This window comes from Pseudomonas cremoricolorata DSM 17059 = NBRC 16634, from assembly GCF_000425745.1.
In the GTDB taxonomy this organism is placed as follows: domain Bacteria; phylum Pseudomonadota; class Gammaproteobacteria; order Pseudomonadales; family Pseudomonadaceae; genus Aquipseudomonas; species Aquipseudomonas cremoricolorata.
This window is the reverse complement of the sequence record NZ_AUEA01000008.1, coordinates 148,061-168,228: the sequence shown is the minus strand read 5'-3', so window position 1 is coordinate 168,228 and position 20,168 is coordinate 148,061. Positions and strand designations below refer to the sequence as shown.

At 68.3% G+C, this 20,168-nt stretch carries 3 protein-coding genes; all 3 read right to left on the bottom strand.

Annotated features, from left to right (window positions below):
* Window positions 1–126: 126 nt before the first annotated feature.
* Genes H618_RS0110780 through H618_RS21575 form a run of 3 tightly spaced genes read right to left on the bottom strand, consistent with a single transcriptional unit; the run spans window position 127 to window position 20,061 of the window.
* Window positions 127–3,276, bottom strand: coding sequence for a non-ribosomal peptide synthetase (locus H618_RS0110780; RefSeq protein ID WP_028695077.1), 3,150 nt, complete (start codon window positions 3,274–3,276; stop codon window positions 127–129).
* Window positions 3,273–13,496 (bottom strand): non-ribosomal peptide synthetase, encoded by a 10,224-nt coding sequence (locus H618_RS0110775; RefSeq protein WP_028695076.1) that lies wholly within the window; start codon window positions 13,494–13,496, stop codon window positions 3,273–3,275. The genes H618_RS0110780 and H618_RS0110775 overlap by 4 nt, the downstream gene beginning before the upstream one ends.
* Window positions 13,489–20,061 carry a non-ribosomal peptide synthetase gene (locus H618_RS21575; RefSeq protein WP_050577287.1) on the bottom strand — a complete coding sequence of 2,191 codons (6,573 nt, stop codon included), beginning with the start codon at window positions 20,059–20,061 and terminating at the stop codon, window positions 13,489–13,491. The genes H618_RS0110775 and H618_RS21575 overlap by 8 nt, the downstream gene beginning before the upstream one ends.
* Window positions 20,062–20,168: the final 107 nt, after the last annotated feature.

Here is a 20,168-nt window from a genome sequence, read left to right as displayed (position 1 = left end):
GGGCCTGTGAAGAGCACTGCGAGGTCGCATGCACATGATAACTATTATCATACGTAACGCTGGCATGATCGCTCAAGACGACCGACGCCATTGCATGAACGTCGGTCGCCCATCAAGCCCAGCCACTCACCCCAACGGCTGCGCCTTCTCCAACAAGCGCGCCTTCTCTTCAGGGCTCATCGCTTCCAGCCGCAGGCGGGCGGTGGCGAGTTTTTCCAGCTGCCCGGGGGCGCTTTCCTGCAAGCGCAGGGCCTGGGCCAGGGCGGCGGGGCTGGGGTTGTCGAAGACCACGCCTGGGTGCACGTCGCAGTGCAGCAGCTTGCGGATGCCGGCCACCAGCTTGATCACCAGCAGCGAGTGGCCGCCGGCGGCGAAGAAGTCCTGCTCGACGCTTAGCCGCTCGCTGCCGAGCAGTTGCGCCATGCGCCCGGCGAGGATGTTCTCCAAGGCGTCGCGCGGGGCCACATAGGGCTGCTGCGCCGCGCTCAGATCCAGGCTGGCGAGGGCCTTGCGGTCGATCTTGCCATTGCCCAGACGCGGCATCTGCGCCAGTACGTGCACCTGACGCGGCACCATCACCGCGGGCAGGCGCTGCTGCAACTGGGCCTTGAGCGACTCGCCGAGGTCAGCCGGCGCAGCGCCCAGCGCGGTGACCAAGGCCAGCGGTTCGTGCTGGGCATCGAGCACCACCGCCGCTTCGCTGACGCCTGCCAACCCCGCCAGTTGCGCTTCGATTTCTGCAAGTTCTACGCGGAAGCCACGCAGTTTGACCTGCTGGTCGGCGCGCCCGTACAGCACGATGCCGCCTTCGGGGCGATAACGCGCCAGGTCGCCGCTGCGGTACAGGCGCTGGCCGGGCAGCCACGGGTGCTCGATGAAGGCCTGCGCTTGGGCGTCGGGGGCATTGAGGTAGCCGCGCGCCAGCTGGGCGCCGCCGATGTACAGCTCGCCCAACTCGCCGCTGGCGACCAGGCGCCGCTGGGCGTCGAGCACCAGCAACTGGTTATTGGCCAGCACTTGGCTGAGCGGCAGTGCCGCGGCGTCGAGGTCGTCGAGGGTGACGTGGTGCACGGCCACGCCGACGGTGCTTTCGCTCGGGCCGTAATGGTTGAACAGGCGCATCTCGGGGCGCAAATGCAGTAGTCGTTCAGCCAAAGCGGGCGGCAGTGCTTCGCCGCCCAGCACCAGAGTGGCGGGCAGCGCCGGCGCTTGGGTGTCGAGCAAAGCGGCCAGGTGCGAGGGGACGATTTTCAGGCAGTCGATGGCCTGTTCGCGGATGAATCCGGCGAAGGCATTGGCGTCCTGCAGCGTGGCGTCATCGGCCAGGTGCAACGTGGCGCCGTGGTACAGCGCGCCGAACAGGCTGGTATGGCCCAGGTCGGCCACAGTGCTGGCGCTGAAGGCGAAATGACGGCAGCTCGCCAGATCGAGCGCGGCACTGGCGGCGGCAACGTAGTTGAACAGCGCGCCGTGCTCGACGGCCACCGCCTTGGGTGTGCCGGTGGAGCCGGAAGTGAACAGCGCGTAGGCAAGATCGCTGGCTATCAGTGCGGGCTGCTCGGGCAAGGCGGCTGGTGCGTGACTGAGATCCAGCCCGGCCAGGTGCAACTGGGCGATCTCAAGTTCCAGCGGCTGCTCGCTGACCAGCAGCGCCGCGCCGGCCTGCTCCAGCAGCAACGCCAGGCGCGCAGCGGGCCACTGCGGGTCGAGGGCCAGCCACGCGGCGCCAAGACGCCAGCTCGCCAGCGCCGCCACCAGCCAGTGCGCCGAACGCGGCAGCGCCAGGGCCACGCGCTGGCCGCGCACAACGCCTTGCGCGGCCATGTGCGCGGCGAGGTGCTGCACCTGCTGCTCCAGCTCGGCGTAGCTCAGGGTCTGCGCGGCGCTGACCAGCGCTGCGGCATCGGGGGTCGATTCAGCCCAGTCGCGAATGCGCTCGGCCAGGTTCAGGCGTGGGTCGAGGGCGGCGCTGGGCGGGTTGAGCGCCAGCAGGCGGCTGCGCTCGGCATCGCCCAGCAGCGGCAGGTCGCCAGCGGCCGTGGCCGGTGCGGCGACGATGCCGCGCAGTAGCACCTGATATTGCGCCAGCAGCCCGGCCATGGCGGCGGCGCTGTAGTGCTGGCTGAGGTAGGTGAGCTGCAACGCCTGTACCGCGCCGCTGCCGTCCAGGCCCACCTGCAAGGCCAGTTCGATGCCCGGCTCCAGGCTCGCAGGCACCTGCACGGTCCAGCGCGCGAGCCCCGCCTGATCGCTGCCAGGCAGGCAGCGTACGGCAAAGCTGTGGCTGGGTGGGGTGGCGCGAATGCTGTCTGGGCAGTACTCCTGCCAGGTGCGGTGCGCGTCGAGCACTGCGGCCAGCTGCGCCAGGCATTGATCGAACGGGCGTTGCAGATCCAGCGGCAGGTGCAGCGGCAGGGTTTTCTCGAACAGGCCCAAGGTCTGCTCGAAGAACGCGTAATCGCTGCGGCCATCATGGCGCCAGCCAGCGATCAGTGCCGAGCGGCCGCTGATCCGTGCCAGCAGCAGCCACCAGGCCGCTTGCAGCACACTGTCGGCGCTGACGCCCTGGGCGCCGGCCAAGGCCTCGATGGCCTCACGCAACTCGTCGCCCACCCGAGTCTGAACTTCGGCCACACCCGTTTCAGCGGCACCTGCACCGCTGCGCCGGTACGGCAGGTGCGGCACGGCAACGGCCGGGTTGCCCAGATGCGCCTGCCAGTACTGCGCGGCCTGGCCTGCGTCTTCGTCGAGCACCACCTCGGCACGCCATTGCAGGTACTGCTCGAACTGACCCAGCTCGTCATCGGCACCCGCCGGGCCTTGCCGGTAGGCCTCGTACAACTGCTCGGCCAGCACGCCGAGGCTGCCGGCATCCACCAGCGCCCTGGGCAGCGCCAAGGTCAGCTGCCAACGATCGTCTAGCCGCTGCAACAGCGCCGCGATGCGCCCACCTTGGGCCGCATGCGCCAGCCACGCGGCAAGGTCCTCGGCTGAGGCGCCGTCCTCTACGCTCAGCGGCACCTGTGCTGCACGCGCAGCGGGGAACTGGCGCTGGCCGTGGTAGCCGGGCACGGCGGCGATGGCGCTGGTCAGCACCTGCTGGCGCAGCGCGAGGTCGTTCAGCGCCGCCTGCAGGGCCGGCTGATGCAGCTCGCCGGCGATGTCGATGCGCAGCAGGTGCAGGCCGGCGGCGCCATGGGCCGGATCGCTCCAGTGCTGTTGCTCGGCCAGCAGGGGCAGGCCAGCGCCAAGATGTTGCAGGTCGATGTCACTCATGCGTCAGCCTCTTGAGTCAGCGGCGCGGCGCTGGGCGCCTGCGCCAGGGAATGGCGCTCGACCATCTCGCCCATCGCCACGACGATCTTGCGTGGCCCCTCGAAGGGGTCGCGGGCGTGGGCGGCGAGCATGTTGTCGAGCAGGATCACATCGCCCTTGCGCCAGTCGAAGCGCACCGCACAGGCTTCGTACAGCTCACCGACCAGGGTCATGGTGGCGTCGTCGATCGGCGTGCCGTCGCCGTAGTAGACGTGGCGCGGCATACGCTCGGCGCCGAACAGCGCCAGCAGGTCGTCGCGCACGTCGGCGTCCAGGCAATGGATGTGGTGCAGTTGCACCTGGTTGAAGAAGGTCTTCTCGCCGGTCACCGGGTGGCGAATGATCGCAGGGCACGGTGTGCGGATCTGCAGTTCGTCGTGGTCGAACCAGGTCCACTGGATGCCGGCGGCGCGGCAACGGGCCTCGACCTCGGCGCGGTCGTCGGTCTTGAAGAAGTGCTGCCACGACACGTCGAGGTTGCTGGCGAAGGTGCGCACGTACAGCAGGCCCTTGCGCTCGAAGGTGTCACGCACCGCTTCCGGCAGACGCTGGTACATCAGCCGGCAGTCCACCACCGGGGTGGCGCCACCGACTGGCGAGGGCTGCTCGCAGAAGAACAGCTGCTTGCGCGGCCAGGTGTCCTGGTGCGAGCTCTCGTTGTGGAACAGGATCATCTTGTTCTCGGGGTACGGCGTCGAGCGGTAGGTGTTCTTGCCGCCCTCCTTCTTCGGCAGGTCGCCGTACTTGCCGTAAAGCCCCGGTTGCACCGCCTCGGCGAAGGCCTCGAAAGCGTGGATATCGTGCATGGCGAAGCCGCGGAACAGCAGGCCGGCGTGGCGCGAGAGCTTTTCTTCCATCCAGGCGCGGTTGTCCTGCACCCAGGCCACCAGGTCCAGGCCCGGGTCGTTGGGTTCGATCAGCAAAGGGAACACCTGCGGCGCCGCCAGCAACGATTCGCGCACGGCCACGGCGCTGCGCGGCTCGACCGATTTGGGCTTTTTCAGGAATGCGCCCAGCTTGTCCATCTTCGACCGCGCAGGCGCCGCGGCAGGGGTCGCTGCGGCAGGGGTCGAAAGAGCGACGGCGGCGGCGGTATCGGTGCTCATCTTGAGGTCTCCTAGTCTGATGTCCGGCTCACGCAGCATCTGCTGCAACAGACCGATCCAGTCCGTGGCCAGGGCGCGTACGCGCTCGGCGCTGAACAGCTCGCTGGCGTACTGCCAGGTGCCGCGCAGGCCGTCACCGTCCTGGTCGAGGAACAGGGCCATGTCGAATTTCGAATAACTGCTCAGCGCCGGCAGCACCTCGACCTTCAGCGCATCGAGGCTGCTGTCGCGCACCGGCAGGTTGTTCATCACGAACAACACCTGCACCAATGGGTTGACCCCACGCTGACGCGCCACCCCCGCGGCCTCGACGATCATGTCGAAGGGCAGGTCCTGGTGTTCGAAGGCGTCCAGCGCGGTGGCGGCAGTGACGCTCAGGTAGTCGCGCAGCGGCTGCTCGGCGGCGTAGCGCGAGCGCAGCGGCAGGATGTTGACGAAGAAGCCGATCAAGCGCTCCAGCTCGGCGCGCGGACGCCCGGCAACGTCGGCACCGACCAGCACGTCATCGCTGGCGCTGGCGCGGTGCAGCAGCAGTTGGAAGGCCGCCAGCAGCACGCTGTAGAGGGTGGTGCCGGCCTGCCCGGCGAGCGCCTGCAGGCCACTCACCAGGGCAGCATCGAGGTGCACGGGCAGATCGGCCCCGGCGCCGCTTGCCCGCGTACTGCGCGGCTGATCGCTGGGCAGGCTGAGCGAACCGGAGTTGCCTGCCAGCGCCTGACGCCAGTAATCGCCCTGTGCCGCCAGCACGCCCTGCTGCTGCATCGCCAGCTGCCAACGGGCGTAGTCGCTGTACTGCACCGGCAACGGTTCGAGACGCGCCGGCTGGCCATCACGCAGCTGGCCATAGAGTTCGACCAGTTCATTGACCAGCAGCGACATCGACCAGCCATCGGAAATGATGTGGTGCATGGCATACAGCACCACGTGTTCGCGCGCCCCCAGGCGCAGCACCCGGCCACGCAGCAGCGGCGCCAGCAGCAGGCTGATCGGCGTGCTGGCGTTGTCCAGCACCGCTTCGGCCACCGCTGATTCCTGTTCGGCGCGGCTCAGGTCGGTGAGGTCGTGCAGCGGCAAATCGACACTCACCGACGCCTGCACCACTGCCTGCGGATCGCCTTCGTCGTCGGCGATGTAGGCCGTGCGCAGTACGTCGTGGCGACGCATCACCTCGGCCAGTGCTTCGCGCAGCAACGGCACCTGCAACTCACCGTGCAGACGCAGCGCCAGTGGCATGCCGTAGGCGCCGCTGGCGCCGGACAGTTGCTCGACCACCCACAGCCGCCGCTGCGCCAGCGACAGCACTGCACCGGCCTCGGCACCTGCGGCGCTCAGTTGCGGCAGTTGCGTCTGCACCTCAGCGCTGCGTGCCTGCAACTGCGCGGCAAAATCTTCCAGGCGCGGATACTGGAACAGGTCGCGCAGGCTCACCGGCTGCGGCAACTGCGTTTGCAGCCGGGCGATCACCTGGGTCGCCAGCAGCGAGTGGCCGCCGAGCTCGAAGAACTGATCGTCCAGGCCCACCTCAGGCAGCTCGAGCACTTGCTGCCAGACCTCGGCCAGCTGGCGTTGCAAGGCGCTGTGCGGCGCGCGCCGCGTGGCCGACTGCACCTCGGCCTGCGGAGCCGGCAGGGCCTTGCGCTCGAGCTTGCCGTTGGGCGTCAGCGGCAGCGCCGGCAGCCAGACGATGAAGGCCGGCACCATGTAGCCCGGCAATTGCTCGGCCAGACGCGCCTTGAGCGTCGCGCCAAGGCCCGTCTGTTGCGCTGCCTCGGCATCCACACCCTGAGCTGCCAGGTAGGCCACCAGTTGCACGCCGCCTTGCAGTTCGCAGGCCAGCACGGCGGCCTCGCGCACCTCGGGCAAGGCCAGCAGGCGCGCCTCGATTTCGCCCAGTTCGACGCGGAAACCGCGAATCTTCACCTGATGGTCGACCCGGCCGAGGTACTCCAGCACGCCGTCGGCGCGGTAACGGGTCAGGTCGCTGGTGCGGTACAGGCGCTCGCCGGGTGTGCCGAACGGATTGGGCACGAAACGCTCGGCGGTCAACCCCGGCCGGCCCAGGTAGCCGCGGGTCAGGCCTGCGCCCGACAAGTACAGCTCGGCGCCGACACCCAGCGGCGCCGGTTGCAGGTCGTCGCCCAGCAGGTAGCTGCCGGTGCCCGGCAATGGCCGGCCGATGCTCGCCGTGCCGCCGACCTTGCGCAGGCTCCAGGTGGAATAGGTGGTGTCTTCCGAAGGGCCGTAGAGGTCGTTGACCTGTTCTACCCCCGGCAGTTGGTAAAGCCCCTCGACCAGCCCCTGCTTGAGCGGCTCGCCGGCCAGGTTGATGATGCGCACGCTGGCCGGCACCTGGCCTGCGCGCAGCAGTGCGGCCAGGGCCGACGGCACGCTGTTGATCAAGCGCACGCGTTCGCGAGCCGGCAGCTCTGGCAGCGCCAGAGCGTTACGCGCCAGCACCAGGAAGCCGCCGCTGGCCAGGGTGATGAAGATCTCCCACACCGACAGGTCGAAGCACACCGAGGTGGCGGCCAGCACACCTTGCAGGTCATCGCGACTGAACGCCTGCTGCGACCAGTCGAGCAGCGCCTGGACGTTGCGGTGGGTGATGGCCACGCCTTTGGGCAGGCCGGTGGAGCCGGAGGTGTAGATGACGTAGGCGAGGTTGTCCGGGGTGACTGCGGTGTGCGGCGCACAGGCCGGGTAGTCGGCCAGCCAGGCCTCGCCAGGCTGCAGGTCGAGCACCTGCAGCCCGGCATCCAGCGCAAGCCCCGCCCGCACCGCCTGCTGGCTGATCAGTACCTGAGCGCGGCTGTCGGCGAGCATGTAGGCCAGGCGTTCTGCCGGGTAATCAGGGTCGAGCGGCACGTAGGCGCCGCCTGCCTTGAGCACGCCGAGCAAGGCCACCAGCAGGTCGCTGGAGCGCGGCAAGGCCACCGCCACACGCACTTCCGGGCCGACACCCATGCCGACCAGGCGCTGCGCCAGGCGGTTGGCGCGTTGCTCCAGGGTGGCGTAGCTCAGCTGTTGTTCGCCATCGATCACCGCCAAGTGCTCAGGTTGTTCGCTGGCGCGCTCGGCGATGTAGCCGTGGATGCAACGCGCCGGCACCGAAGGCCTGGCCTCGGCGTTCCATTCAAGCAGCATGCGCTGGCGCTCGGTGGCGCTGAGCAGGCCCAGTTCGCCCAAGGCTGCTGGCTGCTGCACCAAGCCCTCGAGCAGTTGCAGCAGATGCACGGCAATCGCCTCGACCTGCGCGGCGCTGAACTGTTCGGCGTGGTACTGGAAGTGCAGGCTGATGCCCGCCTCTACGCCCACCAGCAGGGTCAGCGGCAGGCTGGTCTGCTCTTGGGTGCGCACCGCGCCGAAGCGCAGGCCGGCGCCGGCGCCTTGTTGCAGGGCCTCGGCCACCGGGTAGTTCTCGAACACCAGCAAGGTGTCGAACAGCCCTTCACCGCCCTGCCCGGCCCAGCGCTGGATGTCGAACAAAGGCGTGTGCTCGTGCTCGCGCAGCCCCAGGTTGTAGGCCTGCACAGCGGCCAGGAACGCTGCCGGGCTCTGCTCGCCCTTGGGGCTGACGATCACCGGCAAGGTGTTGATGAACAGCCCTACCTGAGTCTCGATGCCTGGCAGCGGCGCCGAGCGGCCGGCCACGGTGGCGCCGAAGGCCACCGTGGATTGCCCGGTGTAGCGCTGCAAGAGCAAGGCCCACGCGGCCTGCACCACGCTGTTGAGGGTGACGCTGTGCTGCCGGGCGAAGGCGTTGAGCCGCTCGCAGGCAGCGGCGTCCAGCTGGCGCAGATGCTGCCCATGGGCATGCTCGGCACCGCCCACCGACGGCAAGGCGGCCGCCAGCCGCGTCGGCGCATCCAGCGTTTGCAGCTGCTCGCGCCAGAACTGCTCGGTGGCCTGGGCATCACGCCCGGCCAGCCAGGCGATGTAGTCGCGGTAGCGGCCAAGCGGCGCTAGCACCGCGACGCCGTGGTAGCGCTGCAACACTTCGCTGAGCAACTGCGCGTTGCTCCAGCCGTCGAGCAGCAGGTGATGGCAGGTGAACAGCAGTTGATAACGCTCATCGCTCAGGCGCAGCAGGCGCAGGTCGAGCAGCGGCGCGCGGCGCAGGTCGAAGCCTTGCAGGCGCAGGCGCTCGCTCAGCGCCGCCAGTGCATCAGCCTGGTCTGGGCGATCGCGCCAGTCATCCACGGCGAACGGCAGCGTGCAGTGGCGCTGCACCACTTGCAGCGGCCGTTCGCCTTCGATGAAAGCGCTGCGCAGGCTGTCGTGGGCGTCCAGCGCGGCCTGCCAGGCGCCGCGCAGACGCTCGGGGTCAAGGCCATCTACCGCCACCGAAAGCTGGTTGATGTAGGCGCCATCGCCCGGCTGGTACAGGCTGTGGAACAGCATGCCCTGCTGCATCGGCGACAGCGGGTAGAGGTCTTGCACCTGGCGTGGATCGAGCTGCAAGCGGTCGAGGGCGGCCTGGTCGAGGCCGGCGAGCGGCACGTCCGAGGGGGTCAGGCTGCCGCTGCCGGCAGCGCAGCAATGTTCGATGAGTTCGCCCAGCGCCTGCTCGTAGGCGCTCGCCAGACGCTGCACGGTGTGCTGCTCGAACATCTGCGCGCTGTACTGCCAGTCCACCAGCAGCTCGCCGCCGTACACCTGGCCATTGAGGGTCAGCCAGTTGCCCAGCGGCGCATCGGCGTCCTGCTCCTGGCCGCGCGGCTCACTGGCCGGAACGAACAGCGCAGCATCGCCGGCGAAGCTGCCATCGAGCTGGCCGAGGTAGTTGAAGGTGATGCGTGGCAACGGCTGCGCAGCCAGCGTCGCACGGGTCTCGGGGCTGCCCAGGTAACGCAGGGCGGCATAGCCGACGCCGTTGTCCGGCACGCTGCGCAGGTGCTCCTTGATTTGCCGCAGTGAGGCGCCCAGCTCACCAGCCACGGGTAACCTGAGTGGATAGAAACTGGTGAACCAGCCGACGCTGCGGGTCAGGTCGAACTCGGCGCCCAGTTGCTCGCGGCCATGGCCTTCGAGCAGCACCGCCACCTCGTCGCAGCCGCTCCAGTCGGCGATGACCCGCGCCAGGGCGGTCAGCAGCAGGTCGTTGACCTGGCTGCGATAGGCCGCGGGCGCCTGTTGCAGCAGGCGCTGGGTCAGTTCGGCGGACAGCCGCGTCTGCGCGCTGCGCGCCTCGCGGTTGCACAGGCTTGCGCCAGAACGCGCCTCAGGCAAATCCAGGTCCAGCGCCTGAGCCTGCCAGTACGGCAACTGCTGCTCCAGGCGCGGCGACTGCGCCGCGGCCTGCAAGTGCTCGGCCCAGGCCTTGAGCGAATGGGTCTTGGCCGGCAGCGCTTGCTGGCGATACGCCGCGTGCAGGTCTTCGAGCAGCACCCGCCACGACACCCCGTCCACCGCCAGGTGGTGGATCACCAGCAGCAAGCGCTGGCTGCCATCGGCGCGGGTGGCCAGCAGCGCGCGAAGCAGCGGCCCGTGGGCCAGATCGAGGCTGCGCTGGGCGCGCTCGGCGGCCACGTTCAGGGCAGTGTCATCGGCCACCGTCTCCTGCCACAGCAGCGCGGCAGGCTCGGCCTCGGGCGCGGCGAAGTGGCCGCGCCCGGCGTTGAAACGCAGGCGCAAGGCATCGTGCTGGCGCAGCAGCGCCTGCAAGGCGCGCTCCAGGGCCGTGGCATCGATGGGCTGACGCGGGGTCAGCAGCAGCGACTGGTTCCACTGCTGCGGGCTGGTTTGGATGGTGTCGAAGAACCAGTGCTGGAACGGCAGCAACGGCGTGTCGCCGCTGAGCGGGCGCTGGTCGATCTGCACGCTTGGCGCAGCGCTCACCGCCACCGCCGCCAGGGCTTGTACGGTCTGGTGCTGGAATAGCTCTTTGGGGCTGAAGTTCAGGCCGGCCTGGCGTGCGCGGCTGACCACCTGAATCGACAGAATCGAATCGCCGCCCAGCTCGAAGAAGTTGTCGCGGCGGCCCACCTGCGGACGTTTGAGCACGTCTTGCCAGATCGCCGCCAGGCACGCTTCGCGCTCACCGCGCGGGGCCTCGTAATGGGCCTGCGCGGCGCCTGCTTCGGGGCGCGGCAGGGCCTTGCGTTCGAGCTTGCCGTTGGGGCTGAGCGGCATGCGCTCGATGAACAACAACTGGCTGGGCACCATGTAGTCCGGCAGCGCCTGACGCAGCGGTTCACGCAGGGCCTCGCGCAATTGCGGCTGGGCGTCCGGCTGCCACTGGCGGGGCACCACGTAGGCCACCAACACGCCGTCGAGCGCCAGCACCACGGCTTCGCGCACGGCGTGCTGCTCCATCAGCCGCGCCTCGATTTCGCCCAGCTCTATGCGCAGGCCGCGAATCTTCACCTGGTGGTCGATGCGCCCGCGGTACTCGATCACGCCATCGGCGCGCTGGCTGGCCAGATCGCCGGTGCGGTACAGACGCTGGCCGGCACCGAACGGGCTGGTGACGAAACGCTCGGCGGTCAGGGCCGGGCGCCGGTGATAACCGCGCGCCAGGCCTTCGCCGCCCAGGTATAGCTCACCGACCACACCGGCTGGTACGGCCTGCAACTGGGCGTCGAGCACATAGGTTTGCAGGTTGGCGATCGGCTGGCCGATGGGCACGGCGTCGCGGCCTTCGTCGCGGCAGGTCCAGTGGGTGACGTCGATCGCCGCTTCGGTGGGGCCATAGAGGTTGTACAGCGCGGTCCACGGCAGGCGCGCCAGCACCTGTTCCTGGGCATCCACCGGCAGCGCCTCACCGCTGCAGACGATGCGCCGCAGGCTGGTGCAACGGCCAACCTGCTCGTCGAGCAGAAACATCTGCAGCATCGACGGCACGAAGTGCAAGGTGCTCACCTGATACGCCTCGATCAGCTCGATCAGCCGCCGTGGGTCACGGTGATCGCCCGGCCCGGCCACGGCCAGACAGGCGCCGCTGAGCAGCGGCCAGAAGAATTCCCACACCGAGACATCGAAGCTGAATGGGGTTTTCTGCAACACCACCTCGCCGGCTTGCAGGCGGTAGGCCTCCTGCATCCAGCACAGGCGGTTGGTCAGCGCGCGGTGGCGGTTGCCGGCGCCCTTGGGCTTGCCGGTGGAGCCTGAGGTGTAGATGACGTAGGCCAGTTGCTCGGGGTCCACCTCGACGTTCAACGCGGCGCCTGAAAGCTCGTCCAGTTCCAGGGTATCCAGCGCCAGGCAGGTGACGCCGGCCGGACACGGCAGGCGCAGGTGCGACTGGCTCAGCAGCAGCGCGATGCCGCTGTCGTCGATCATGTAGGCCAGACGTTCTTCGGGGTATTCCGGGTCGAGCGGCACATAGGCGCCGCCGGCCTTGAGGATCGCCAGCAGGCCGACGACCATCTCCACGCTGCGCTCGGCAGCGATGCCCACCAGCACTTCGGCGCCCACGCCAAGGCTGACCAAGTGCCGGGCCAGGCGGTTGGCGCGCTGGTCGAGTTCGGCGTAGCTCAGGGTCTGCCCGGCAAAGCGCAGCGCCGGCGCTTCGGGGCTGGCCTGCACCTGGCGCTCGATGAGTTGCTGCACCGGGGTGTCCAGCGGGTAGCGGTCGCTGGCGGTGGCATTCCACTGCTCGACGATCAACGCGCACTGCGCGGCATCGAGCAACGGCAGTTCAGCCACCCGCCTGTGCGGGTTGGCGACGATGCCCTGCAACAGGTTCAGCCAGTGCTGGGCCATCGCTTCGATGCGCGCGTGCTCGAACAGGTCGCTGGCGTAGATCAGCGCAGCGTGTAGCGTGCTGCCGTCGTCCTGGGTTTCCAGGGTCAGGTCGAGCTGCGCGGTGGCGGCGTCCCACTGCAACGGCTCGACGCGCAGCCCCGGCAGCTGCAACGTGGCCGCCTGCTGCACGCCGTCCTGGTGGTTGTGCATGGCCTGGAACAGCGGATTGTGGCTGAGGCTGCGGGTCACGCCCAGGGCCTCGACCAAGTGTTCGAAGGGCAGATCCTGGTGCGCCTGGGCCTCGCGTACCTGCTGGCTGACCCGCTGCAACAGGGTGCTGAACGGCTCGTCGCCCTGCACCTGGGCGGCCAGCACCTGGGTGTTGACGAACAGGCCAATCAGCCGCTCGGTTTCCAGCCGCGTGCGGTTGGCTACCGGCACGCCGACGCGCACCTGGGCCTGGCCGCTGTAGCGGTGCAACAAAGTGTGGAACGAGGCCAGCAGCAGCACGAACAGGCTGACGCCCTCGGCCCGCGCGAGCTGGCGCAAGCCGCTCACCAGCGGCGCCGGCAGGCTGATCGGCACCCGCGCGCCAGCAGGGCTGATGGCTGCCGGACGCGGGTGGTCGCTGGGCAGCTCCAGCACCTGTTCGGGGTCACCGAGCTGGGCCTTCCAGTAGGCCAGCTGACGCTCGCCCTCGCCCGCCGCCATCCATTGCCGCTGCCAGGCGGCGAAGTCGCTGTATTGCACCGGCAGCGCCGGCAGGGTGTGGGCCGCGCCCTGATAAGCCGCCAGCAGTTCCTCGACCATCACGCCCATCGACCAGCCGTCGGTGACGATGTGCTGCAACACCAGCACCAGCAGGTGCTGGTCGGCGCTGATCGGTGCCAGGCCCACGCGCAGCAGCGGGCCGTTGGCCAGGTCGAACGGACGCGCGGTGAACTCGGCAACGCAGTCGCGCAGGCGCTGCTCCAGCGGTGCGCTATCGCTCGCCAGGCTGAGGGCTTCGATGTGCAGCGCTGCATCAGCGTCGACCACTTGGCTGACCTCACCGTGCGCCTCGACGAAGCGTGTGCGCAGGCTGGCATGGCGGGCCAGCAGTGCGGCGAAGCTGGCGTGCAGGCGCTCGACATCCAGCGCGCCGTGGAGCACCAGCGCGGTGGGAATGTGGTACGCGCTGCTGCTTGGCGCCAGTTGCCAGAGGAACCACTGCCGCTGCTGGGCGAACGACAGCGGCAACGCTTCACCGGGCGCTGCCGGGACGATGGGCAGGCGGGCGACTTCGATGCCCATGTCGTGCAGCTTGGCGAACAGCTGGCGGCGCTTGTCGGCGCCCAGCCCGCGGATGCGTTCGACCAGTTGCTGGTTGCGCGCGGCGTGTTCAGACATTGTCCATCTCCAGTTCATCGAGCACGCCGAAGATCTGATCCAGCTCGGCGTCGCGGGCCTGGGTCGATGCGTGGGGCTGCAAATAGGTGGCAAGTTCGCCGAGGCTGCGCAGGCCGTGGAAGTCGCGAATCTTCAGCTCTACGCCCAGGTCGCTGCGGATGCGCGAGAGCAGCATTACCAGTTGCAGCGAGTGGCCGCCGAGGGCGAAGAAATCATCGTCGAGGCCGACCCGCTCGACGCCCAGCACGTCCTGCCAGATCACCGCCAGACGTTGCTGCAGCTCGCTGTTCGGCGCCACGTAGGCGCTTTGCAGCAGGCTGGCGTCAGGCTGCGGCAAGGCCTTGCGGTCGAGCTTGCCATTGGTGGTCAGCGGCAGGCTTTCCAGCAGCAGCAGGTGGGCGGGCACCATGTAGTCCGGCAACGGGCCGCGCAGGCGCGCCTTGATCTGCTCGCGGGTGGCGGCCTGGGTGTCGGCATCGGCGTACAGTAGCGCTTTATCGTTCGGCACCACGTAGGCGACCAGTTGCAGCGCCTCGCCTTCACCGTGGGTCAGCACCGCGACGCTGCCGACCTGTGAACCGGACAGCAACTGCGCTTCGATTTCGCCCAGTTCGATGCGGAAGCCGCGGATTTTCACCTGATGGTCGATGCGGCCGATGTAGTCGATGCCGCCATCGGCGCGGTAACGGGCGAGATCACCAGAGCGGTACAGGCGCCCGCCTTGTCCATCGAACGGGTTGGGAATGAAGCGCGTGGCACTGAGGCCGCCGCGGTTCAGATACCCCCGCGCCAGCCCGGCGCGGCCGATGTACAGCTCGCCGATGCAGCCCTTGGCCACTGGGTTGAGGTCGGCGTCGAGCAGGTACCAGCTCAGGTCATTGATCGGTGCGCCGATGGGGCTGCTGGCTTCGGCATCGAGGTCAGCCAAGCACAACGGACGATAGCTGACGTGCACGGTGGTTTCGGTGATGCCGTACATGTTCACCAATTGCGGCGCCTGATCGCCGAAGCGCTCGAACCACGGGCGCAAACTTTTCACATCCAGCGCTTCGCCGCCGAAGATCACCTGACGCAACGCGTGTTCGCCAGGCTCGGCGCAGGCCACTTGCATCAGCGCCTTGAACGCTGAGGGGGTCTGGTTCAGTACCGTCACTTGCTCGGTGCAAAGCAGTTGATAGAACTCGCGCGGCGAGCGGGTCACGTCCTGCTCGACCACCAGCAGGCGGCCACCGTGCAGCAGCGCGCCGAAGATTTCCCATACCGAAAAATCGAAGCCGAAGGAATGGAACAACGTCCACACGTCGTGCTCATCGAAGCCGAACCAGCTGTCGGTGGCAGCGAACAGGCGCAGCACATTGCGATGGGTCAGCAAGGTGCCTTTCGGTTGGCCGGTGGAGCCGGAGGTGTAGATGACATAAGCGAGGTTGTCCGGGCTGACGGTTACCTGCGGGGCATCTTCGCGTTCGCCATCGCTGTCGAGGTTCACTACCGGCAACTGCGCCGGCAGCGGCAGGCGTTCGATCACCTGCGGCTGACCGAGCAGCAGCGCCATGCGGCTGTCTTCGATCATGTAGGCCAGACGCTCGCGCGGATACGCCGGGTCAAGCGGCACGTAGGCAGCACCGGTTTTGAGGATCGCCAGCAGGCCGACTAGCATCTGCGGGCTGCGCTCGGCGGCCAGGCCCACCAGCACGTCGGGGCCGGCGCCCTGCTCGACCAGGCGGTGAGCGAGTGCGTTGGCACGGCAGTCGAGTTGTGCGTAGGTCAGTGAAGCGCCGGGGGCGGTTACGGCGATAGCCTCGGGGCGCTGCTCGGCCTGCGTGGCGATGATTGTGTGCAGGCACTGCGGCACCGGGTAGTCGGCGACCAGCGGGTTCCAGTCGAGCAAGGTCGCACTGCGCTCGGCGTCATCCAGTAGCGGCAGTGCGCCGATGCGTTGCTCAGGCGCGGCGACCATGCCCTGCAACAGCGTCTGCCAGTGCCGCGCCATACGCTCGATGCTGGCGGCATCGAACAGCTCGGTGGCGTAGGTGAACAGCGCTTGCAGGCCATGGGCCGATTCGAAGGTATCGAGCATCAGGTCGAACTGCGTGCTGCTGGCGCTCAGCGCCAGCCCTTGCAGGCGCAGCTCGCCCAGCTGACGCTGCGCGGCCTGCTGCCGGGCCTCGGCCTGGTGGTTGAACAGCACCTGGAACAGTGGGTGATGGGCCTGACTGCGCTGCGGTTGCAGCGCCTCGACCAGACGTTCGAAGGGCAGGTCCTGATGGGCCTGCGCCTCGACTGCGCTCTGGCGCACCTGGGCGAGCAACGCGCGCAGCGGCATCTGCGGGTCGATGTGCGCTTGCAGCACCTGGGTATTGACGAAGAAGCCCAGCAGGCCCTCGGTCGCCAGCTGCTGACGGTTGGCCACCGGCACGCCGACGCGCACCTGCGCCTGACCGCTATAGCGGTGCAGCAGCACCTGCCAGGAGGCCAGCAGCAGCATGAACAGCGTCGCGCCCTCCTGCTGAGCCAGGGCCCTGAGGCGCTGAACCAGCGCGGCGGGCAGTTCCACCCCTAGCGTGGCGCCACGGCCACTGGCCTGGGCCGGACGCGGGCGATCCAGCGGCAGCTCCAGCGGCGTGTGATCGCTGCCCAATTGACCCTGCCAGTAGGCCAGTTGCCGCTCGCCCTCACCCGCCGCCAGGCGCTCGCGTTGCCACACCGCGTAGTCGGCGTACTGCACCGGCAGCGCCGGCAGGTCTGGCGTGCGGCCCTGGCGCAGGGCGTCGTAGGCGTGCAGCAGTTCCTCGACCATGCGCTGCATCGACCAGGCGTCGGAGACGATGTGGTGTTGGGTCACCGCCAGCACGTGCTGCTCTGCCGATTCGCGCAGCAGCCCGACGCGCAGCAGTGGACCGTGCTCCAGGTCGAACACCTGGCTGGCCTGGGCCTGTAGCCAGGTGCCGCGCTCGGCATGGTCGGCCAGGGTTTCCACGGCAATGCGCAGCGGCGCCGCCTCGGCAATGCGCTGCACCAGCTGCGCACCCTCGTGGCTGAAGGTGGTGCGCAGGGATTCGTGGCGCTGGAGCAGGCAGTTGAAGGCCTGCTCCAGCGCCGTGACATCCAGCGGGCCGCTCAGCAACAAGGCGCTGGGAATGTGATAGGCGCTGCTCTGCGGGTCGAGCTGCCACAGGTACCACTGACGTTCCTGGGCGAACGACAACGGCAACGGCTGTTCACGGTTGACTGCACGCAGCGGCGCTTCAACGCTGGCATCGGCGACCTCCAGGCTGGCGGCGAAGGCGCGCAACGTGGCGTGTTCGAACAGGCCCTTGAGCGGCACCGGCCGGCCAAGCGCCTGGCTCAGGCGCGAGACCACTTGCGTGGCCAACAGCGAGTGCCCGCCCAAGGCAAAGAAATCATCCTCGGCGCCGATCTGCGGCAACTGCAGCACCTGGGCCCAGACCTCGGCGACGGCCTGCTCAAGCTGACCTTGGGGTGCGACGTAGGCGCCTTGCAGCAGGCTGGCGTCGGGCTGCGGCAAGGCCGTGCGGTCGAGCTTGCCGTTGGTGGTCAGCGGCAGGCTTTCCAGCAGCAGCAGGTGGGCGGGCACCATGTAGTCCGGCAACGGGCCGCGCAGGCGCGCCTTGATCTGCTCGCGGGTGGCGGCCTGGGTGTCGGCATCGGCGTGCAGCAGCGCTTTATCGTTCGGCACCACATAGGCGACCAGTTGCAGCGCCTCGCCTTCACCGTGGGTCAGCACCGCGACGCTGCCGACCTGTGGATCGGCCAGCAACTGCGCTTCGATCTCGCCCAGCTCGATGCGGAAGCCGCGGATTTTCACCTGATGGTCGATGCGACCGATGTAGTCGATGCCGCCATCGGCACGGTAGCGGGCGAGGTCGCCGGAGCGGTACAGGCGCGCGCCTGCTTCCTCGAACGGGTTGGGAATGAAGCGCGTGGCGCTGAGGCCGCCGCGGTTCAGATACCCCCGCGCCAGCCCAGCGCGGCCGATGTACAGCTCACCGATGCAACCCTTCGCCACCGGGTTGAGATCGGCGTCGAGCAGGTACCAGCTCAGGTCGTTGATCGGGGCGCCGATGGGGCTGCTGGCTTCGGCGTCCAGATCCGCCAGGTGCAGCGGGCGATAGCTGACGTGCACGGTGGTTTCGGTGATGCCGTACATGTTCACCAGTTGCGGCGCCTGATCGCCGAAGCGTTCGAACCACGGGCGCAGGCTTTTCACGTCCAGCGCTTCACCGCCGAAGATCACCTGACGCAAAGCGTGCTCACCCGGCTCTACGCAGGCCACCTGCATCAGCGCCTTGAACGCTGAAGGGGTCTGGTTCAGTACCGTGACCTGCTCGGCGCAAAGCAATTGATAGAACTCGCGCGGCGAGCGGGCCACGTCCTGCTCGACCACCAGCAGGCGGCCACCGTGCAGCAGCGCGCCGAAGATTTCCCACACCGAAAAGTCGAAGCCGAAGGAGTGGAACAGCGTCCACACATCGTGCTCATTGAAACCGAACCAGGCGTCGGTGGCCGCGAACAGGCGCAGCACGTTGCGGTGGGTCAGCAAGGTGCCTTTCGGTTGACCAGTGGAGCCGGAGGTGTAGATGACGTAGGCCAGGTTGTCGGGGCTTACCGTCACCTGCGGGGCATCTTCGCGTTCGGCATCGCTGTCGAGATTGAGCACCGGCAACTGCGCCGGCAGCGGCAGGCGTTCGACGACCTGGGGCTGACCAAGCAGCAGCGCCATGCGGCTGTCTTCGATCATGTAGGTCAACCGCTCGCGGGGATACGCCGGGTCGAGCGGCACGTACGCCGCACCGGCCTTGAGAATCGCCAGCAGGCCGACCAGCATCTGCGGGCTGCGCTCGGCGGCCAGGCCCACCAGCACGTCGGGGCCGGCGCCCTGCTCGACCAGGCGGTGAGCGAGTGCGTTGGCGCGACGGTCGAGTTGTGCGTAGGTCAGTGAAGCGCCGGCAGCGGTTATGGCGATAGCTTCGGGGCGCTGCTCGGCCTGCGTGGCGATGACCTGGTGCAAGCAGTGCTGCACGGCGTGCTCGCCCACGGCGGGGTTCCACTCGCGCACGGTGGCCAGCGCCTCGTCGGCCGCAAGCATCGGCAACTCGGCCAGGCGTCGTTCGTCACCTTCCACCAGTCCTTGCAGCAGTGCAGTCCAGTGCTGGCCCATGCGCGCGATGCTGGCAGCGTCGAACAGGTCACTGGCGTAGGTCAGCGCGGCATGCAGTTCGCCGGCTTTCTCGAAGGTGTCGAGGGTCAGGTCGAACTGCGTGGTGCTGCTCTGCCACTGCACCTGCTGCAGGCTCAGCCCGGCGGGCAGCGCGTAGCTGGCGATGTCGCTCACCTGCGGCTGGTGGTTGTACATGACCTGGAACAGCGGCGTGCGGCTGGCATCGCGGGGCAGTTGCAGGGCTTCGACCAGTTGCTCGAAAGGCAGGTCCTGATGGGCCTGGGCGCCGAGCACTACAGCCTTGAGGCCTTGGAGGAAGGCGGTCACCGACTGCTGGTTGTCGATGCGGGTGCGCAGCACCTGGGTGTTGACGAAGAAGCCGATCAGCCCTTCCACCTCGGCGCGGTTGCGGTTGGCGATGGGCGTGCCGATGCGGATGTCGTGCTGGCCGCTGTAGCGCTGCAGCAGCAGGCTGAAGGCGCCGAGCAGGACCACGAACAGCGACACCTCCTGGCGCCGCGAGAGGGCGCGCAGTCGCTCGGCCAGTGCAGGCTCGACAGACAACGCCAGCCGCCGCCCGCGGTAGCTGGGCTGGGCCGGTCGTGGGCGGTCGCTGGGCAGCTCCAGCGCTGGGTGTTCGTTGCCCAGTTGCGTCAGCCAGTAGTCGAGCTGGCGCTGGCGTTCGCCGGCCTCCAGCCAGCGGCGCTGCCACAGGGCGTAGTCGCGGTACTGGATCGGCAGCGCCGGCCACTCGGGTTGGCGGCCGCAAAGCAACGCGCTGTAGGCGCGGATGAACTCATCGATGAGCACCGCCAGCGACCAGCCGTCGGCGACGATGTGGTGCAGGGTCAGCAGCAGCACATGTTGGTCATCGCCCAGGTGCAACAGGCGAATGCGCAGCAGCGGCCCGCTCAGCAGATCGAACGGCTGCACGGCCATGGCTTCGGCCTGCGCCACGACCTGCTGTTCGCGTTCGGTGTCATGCAGATGTGCCAGTGACTGCTGCTGCACGCTTACCGCTGCCTGCAACGGCACCTGCTGCACCTGCCCGTCGGCCTCGCGGCGAAACACCGTGCGCAGGGTTTCGTGGCGCTCGACCAGCGCAGCGAAGGCCTGCTCGAGCACCGCAACATCCAGAGCGCCGGTCAGCCGTACCGCTGCCGGCAGGTTGTAGGCGCCGCTGCCCGGCTCCAGCTCCCAGAGGAACCACATGCGCTGCTGGGCGTACGACAGCGCATGCCGATCACTCGCCTCGACCCCTGCCGGAATCGGCAGTTGCTGAAAGCTGACCCCTTCCTTTTCCAGCGCCGCGAGGAAGGTGCGGCGCTTGTCCAGAGGCAGGCCGATGAAGCGGCCGGCGAGCGTGAGGGATTGATCAGCGTTCATGTCGAGGCATCCGGTTGCAGAGGCGGGAGACGCGCGGACGCGTCGTCCCTATAGAACGAACCGGTGCAGGAAAAATTAGCAGCGAAGGGAGGTGTTGGCGCTAATGC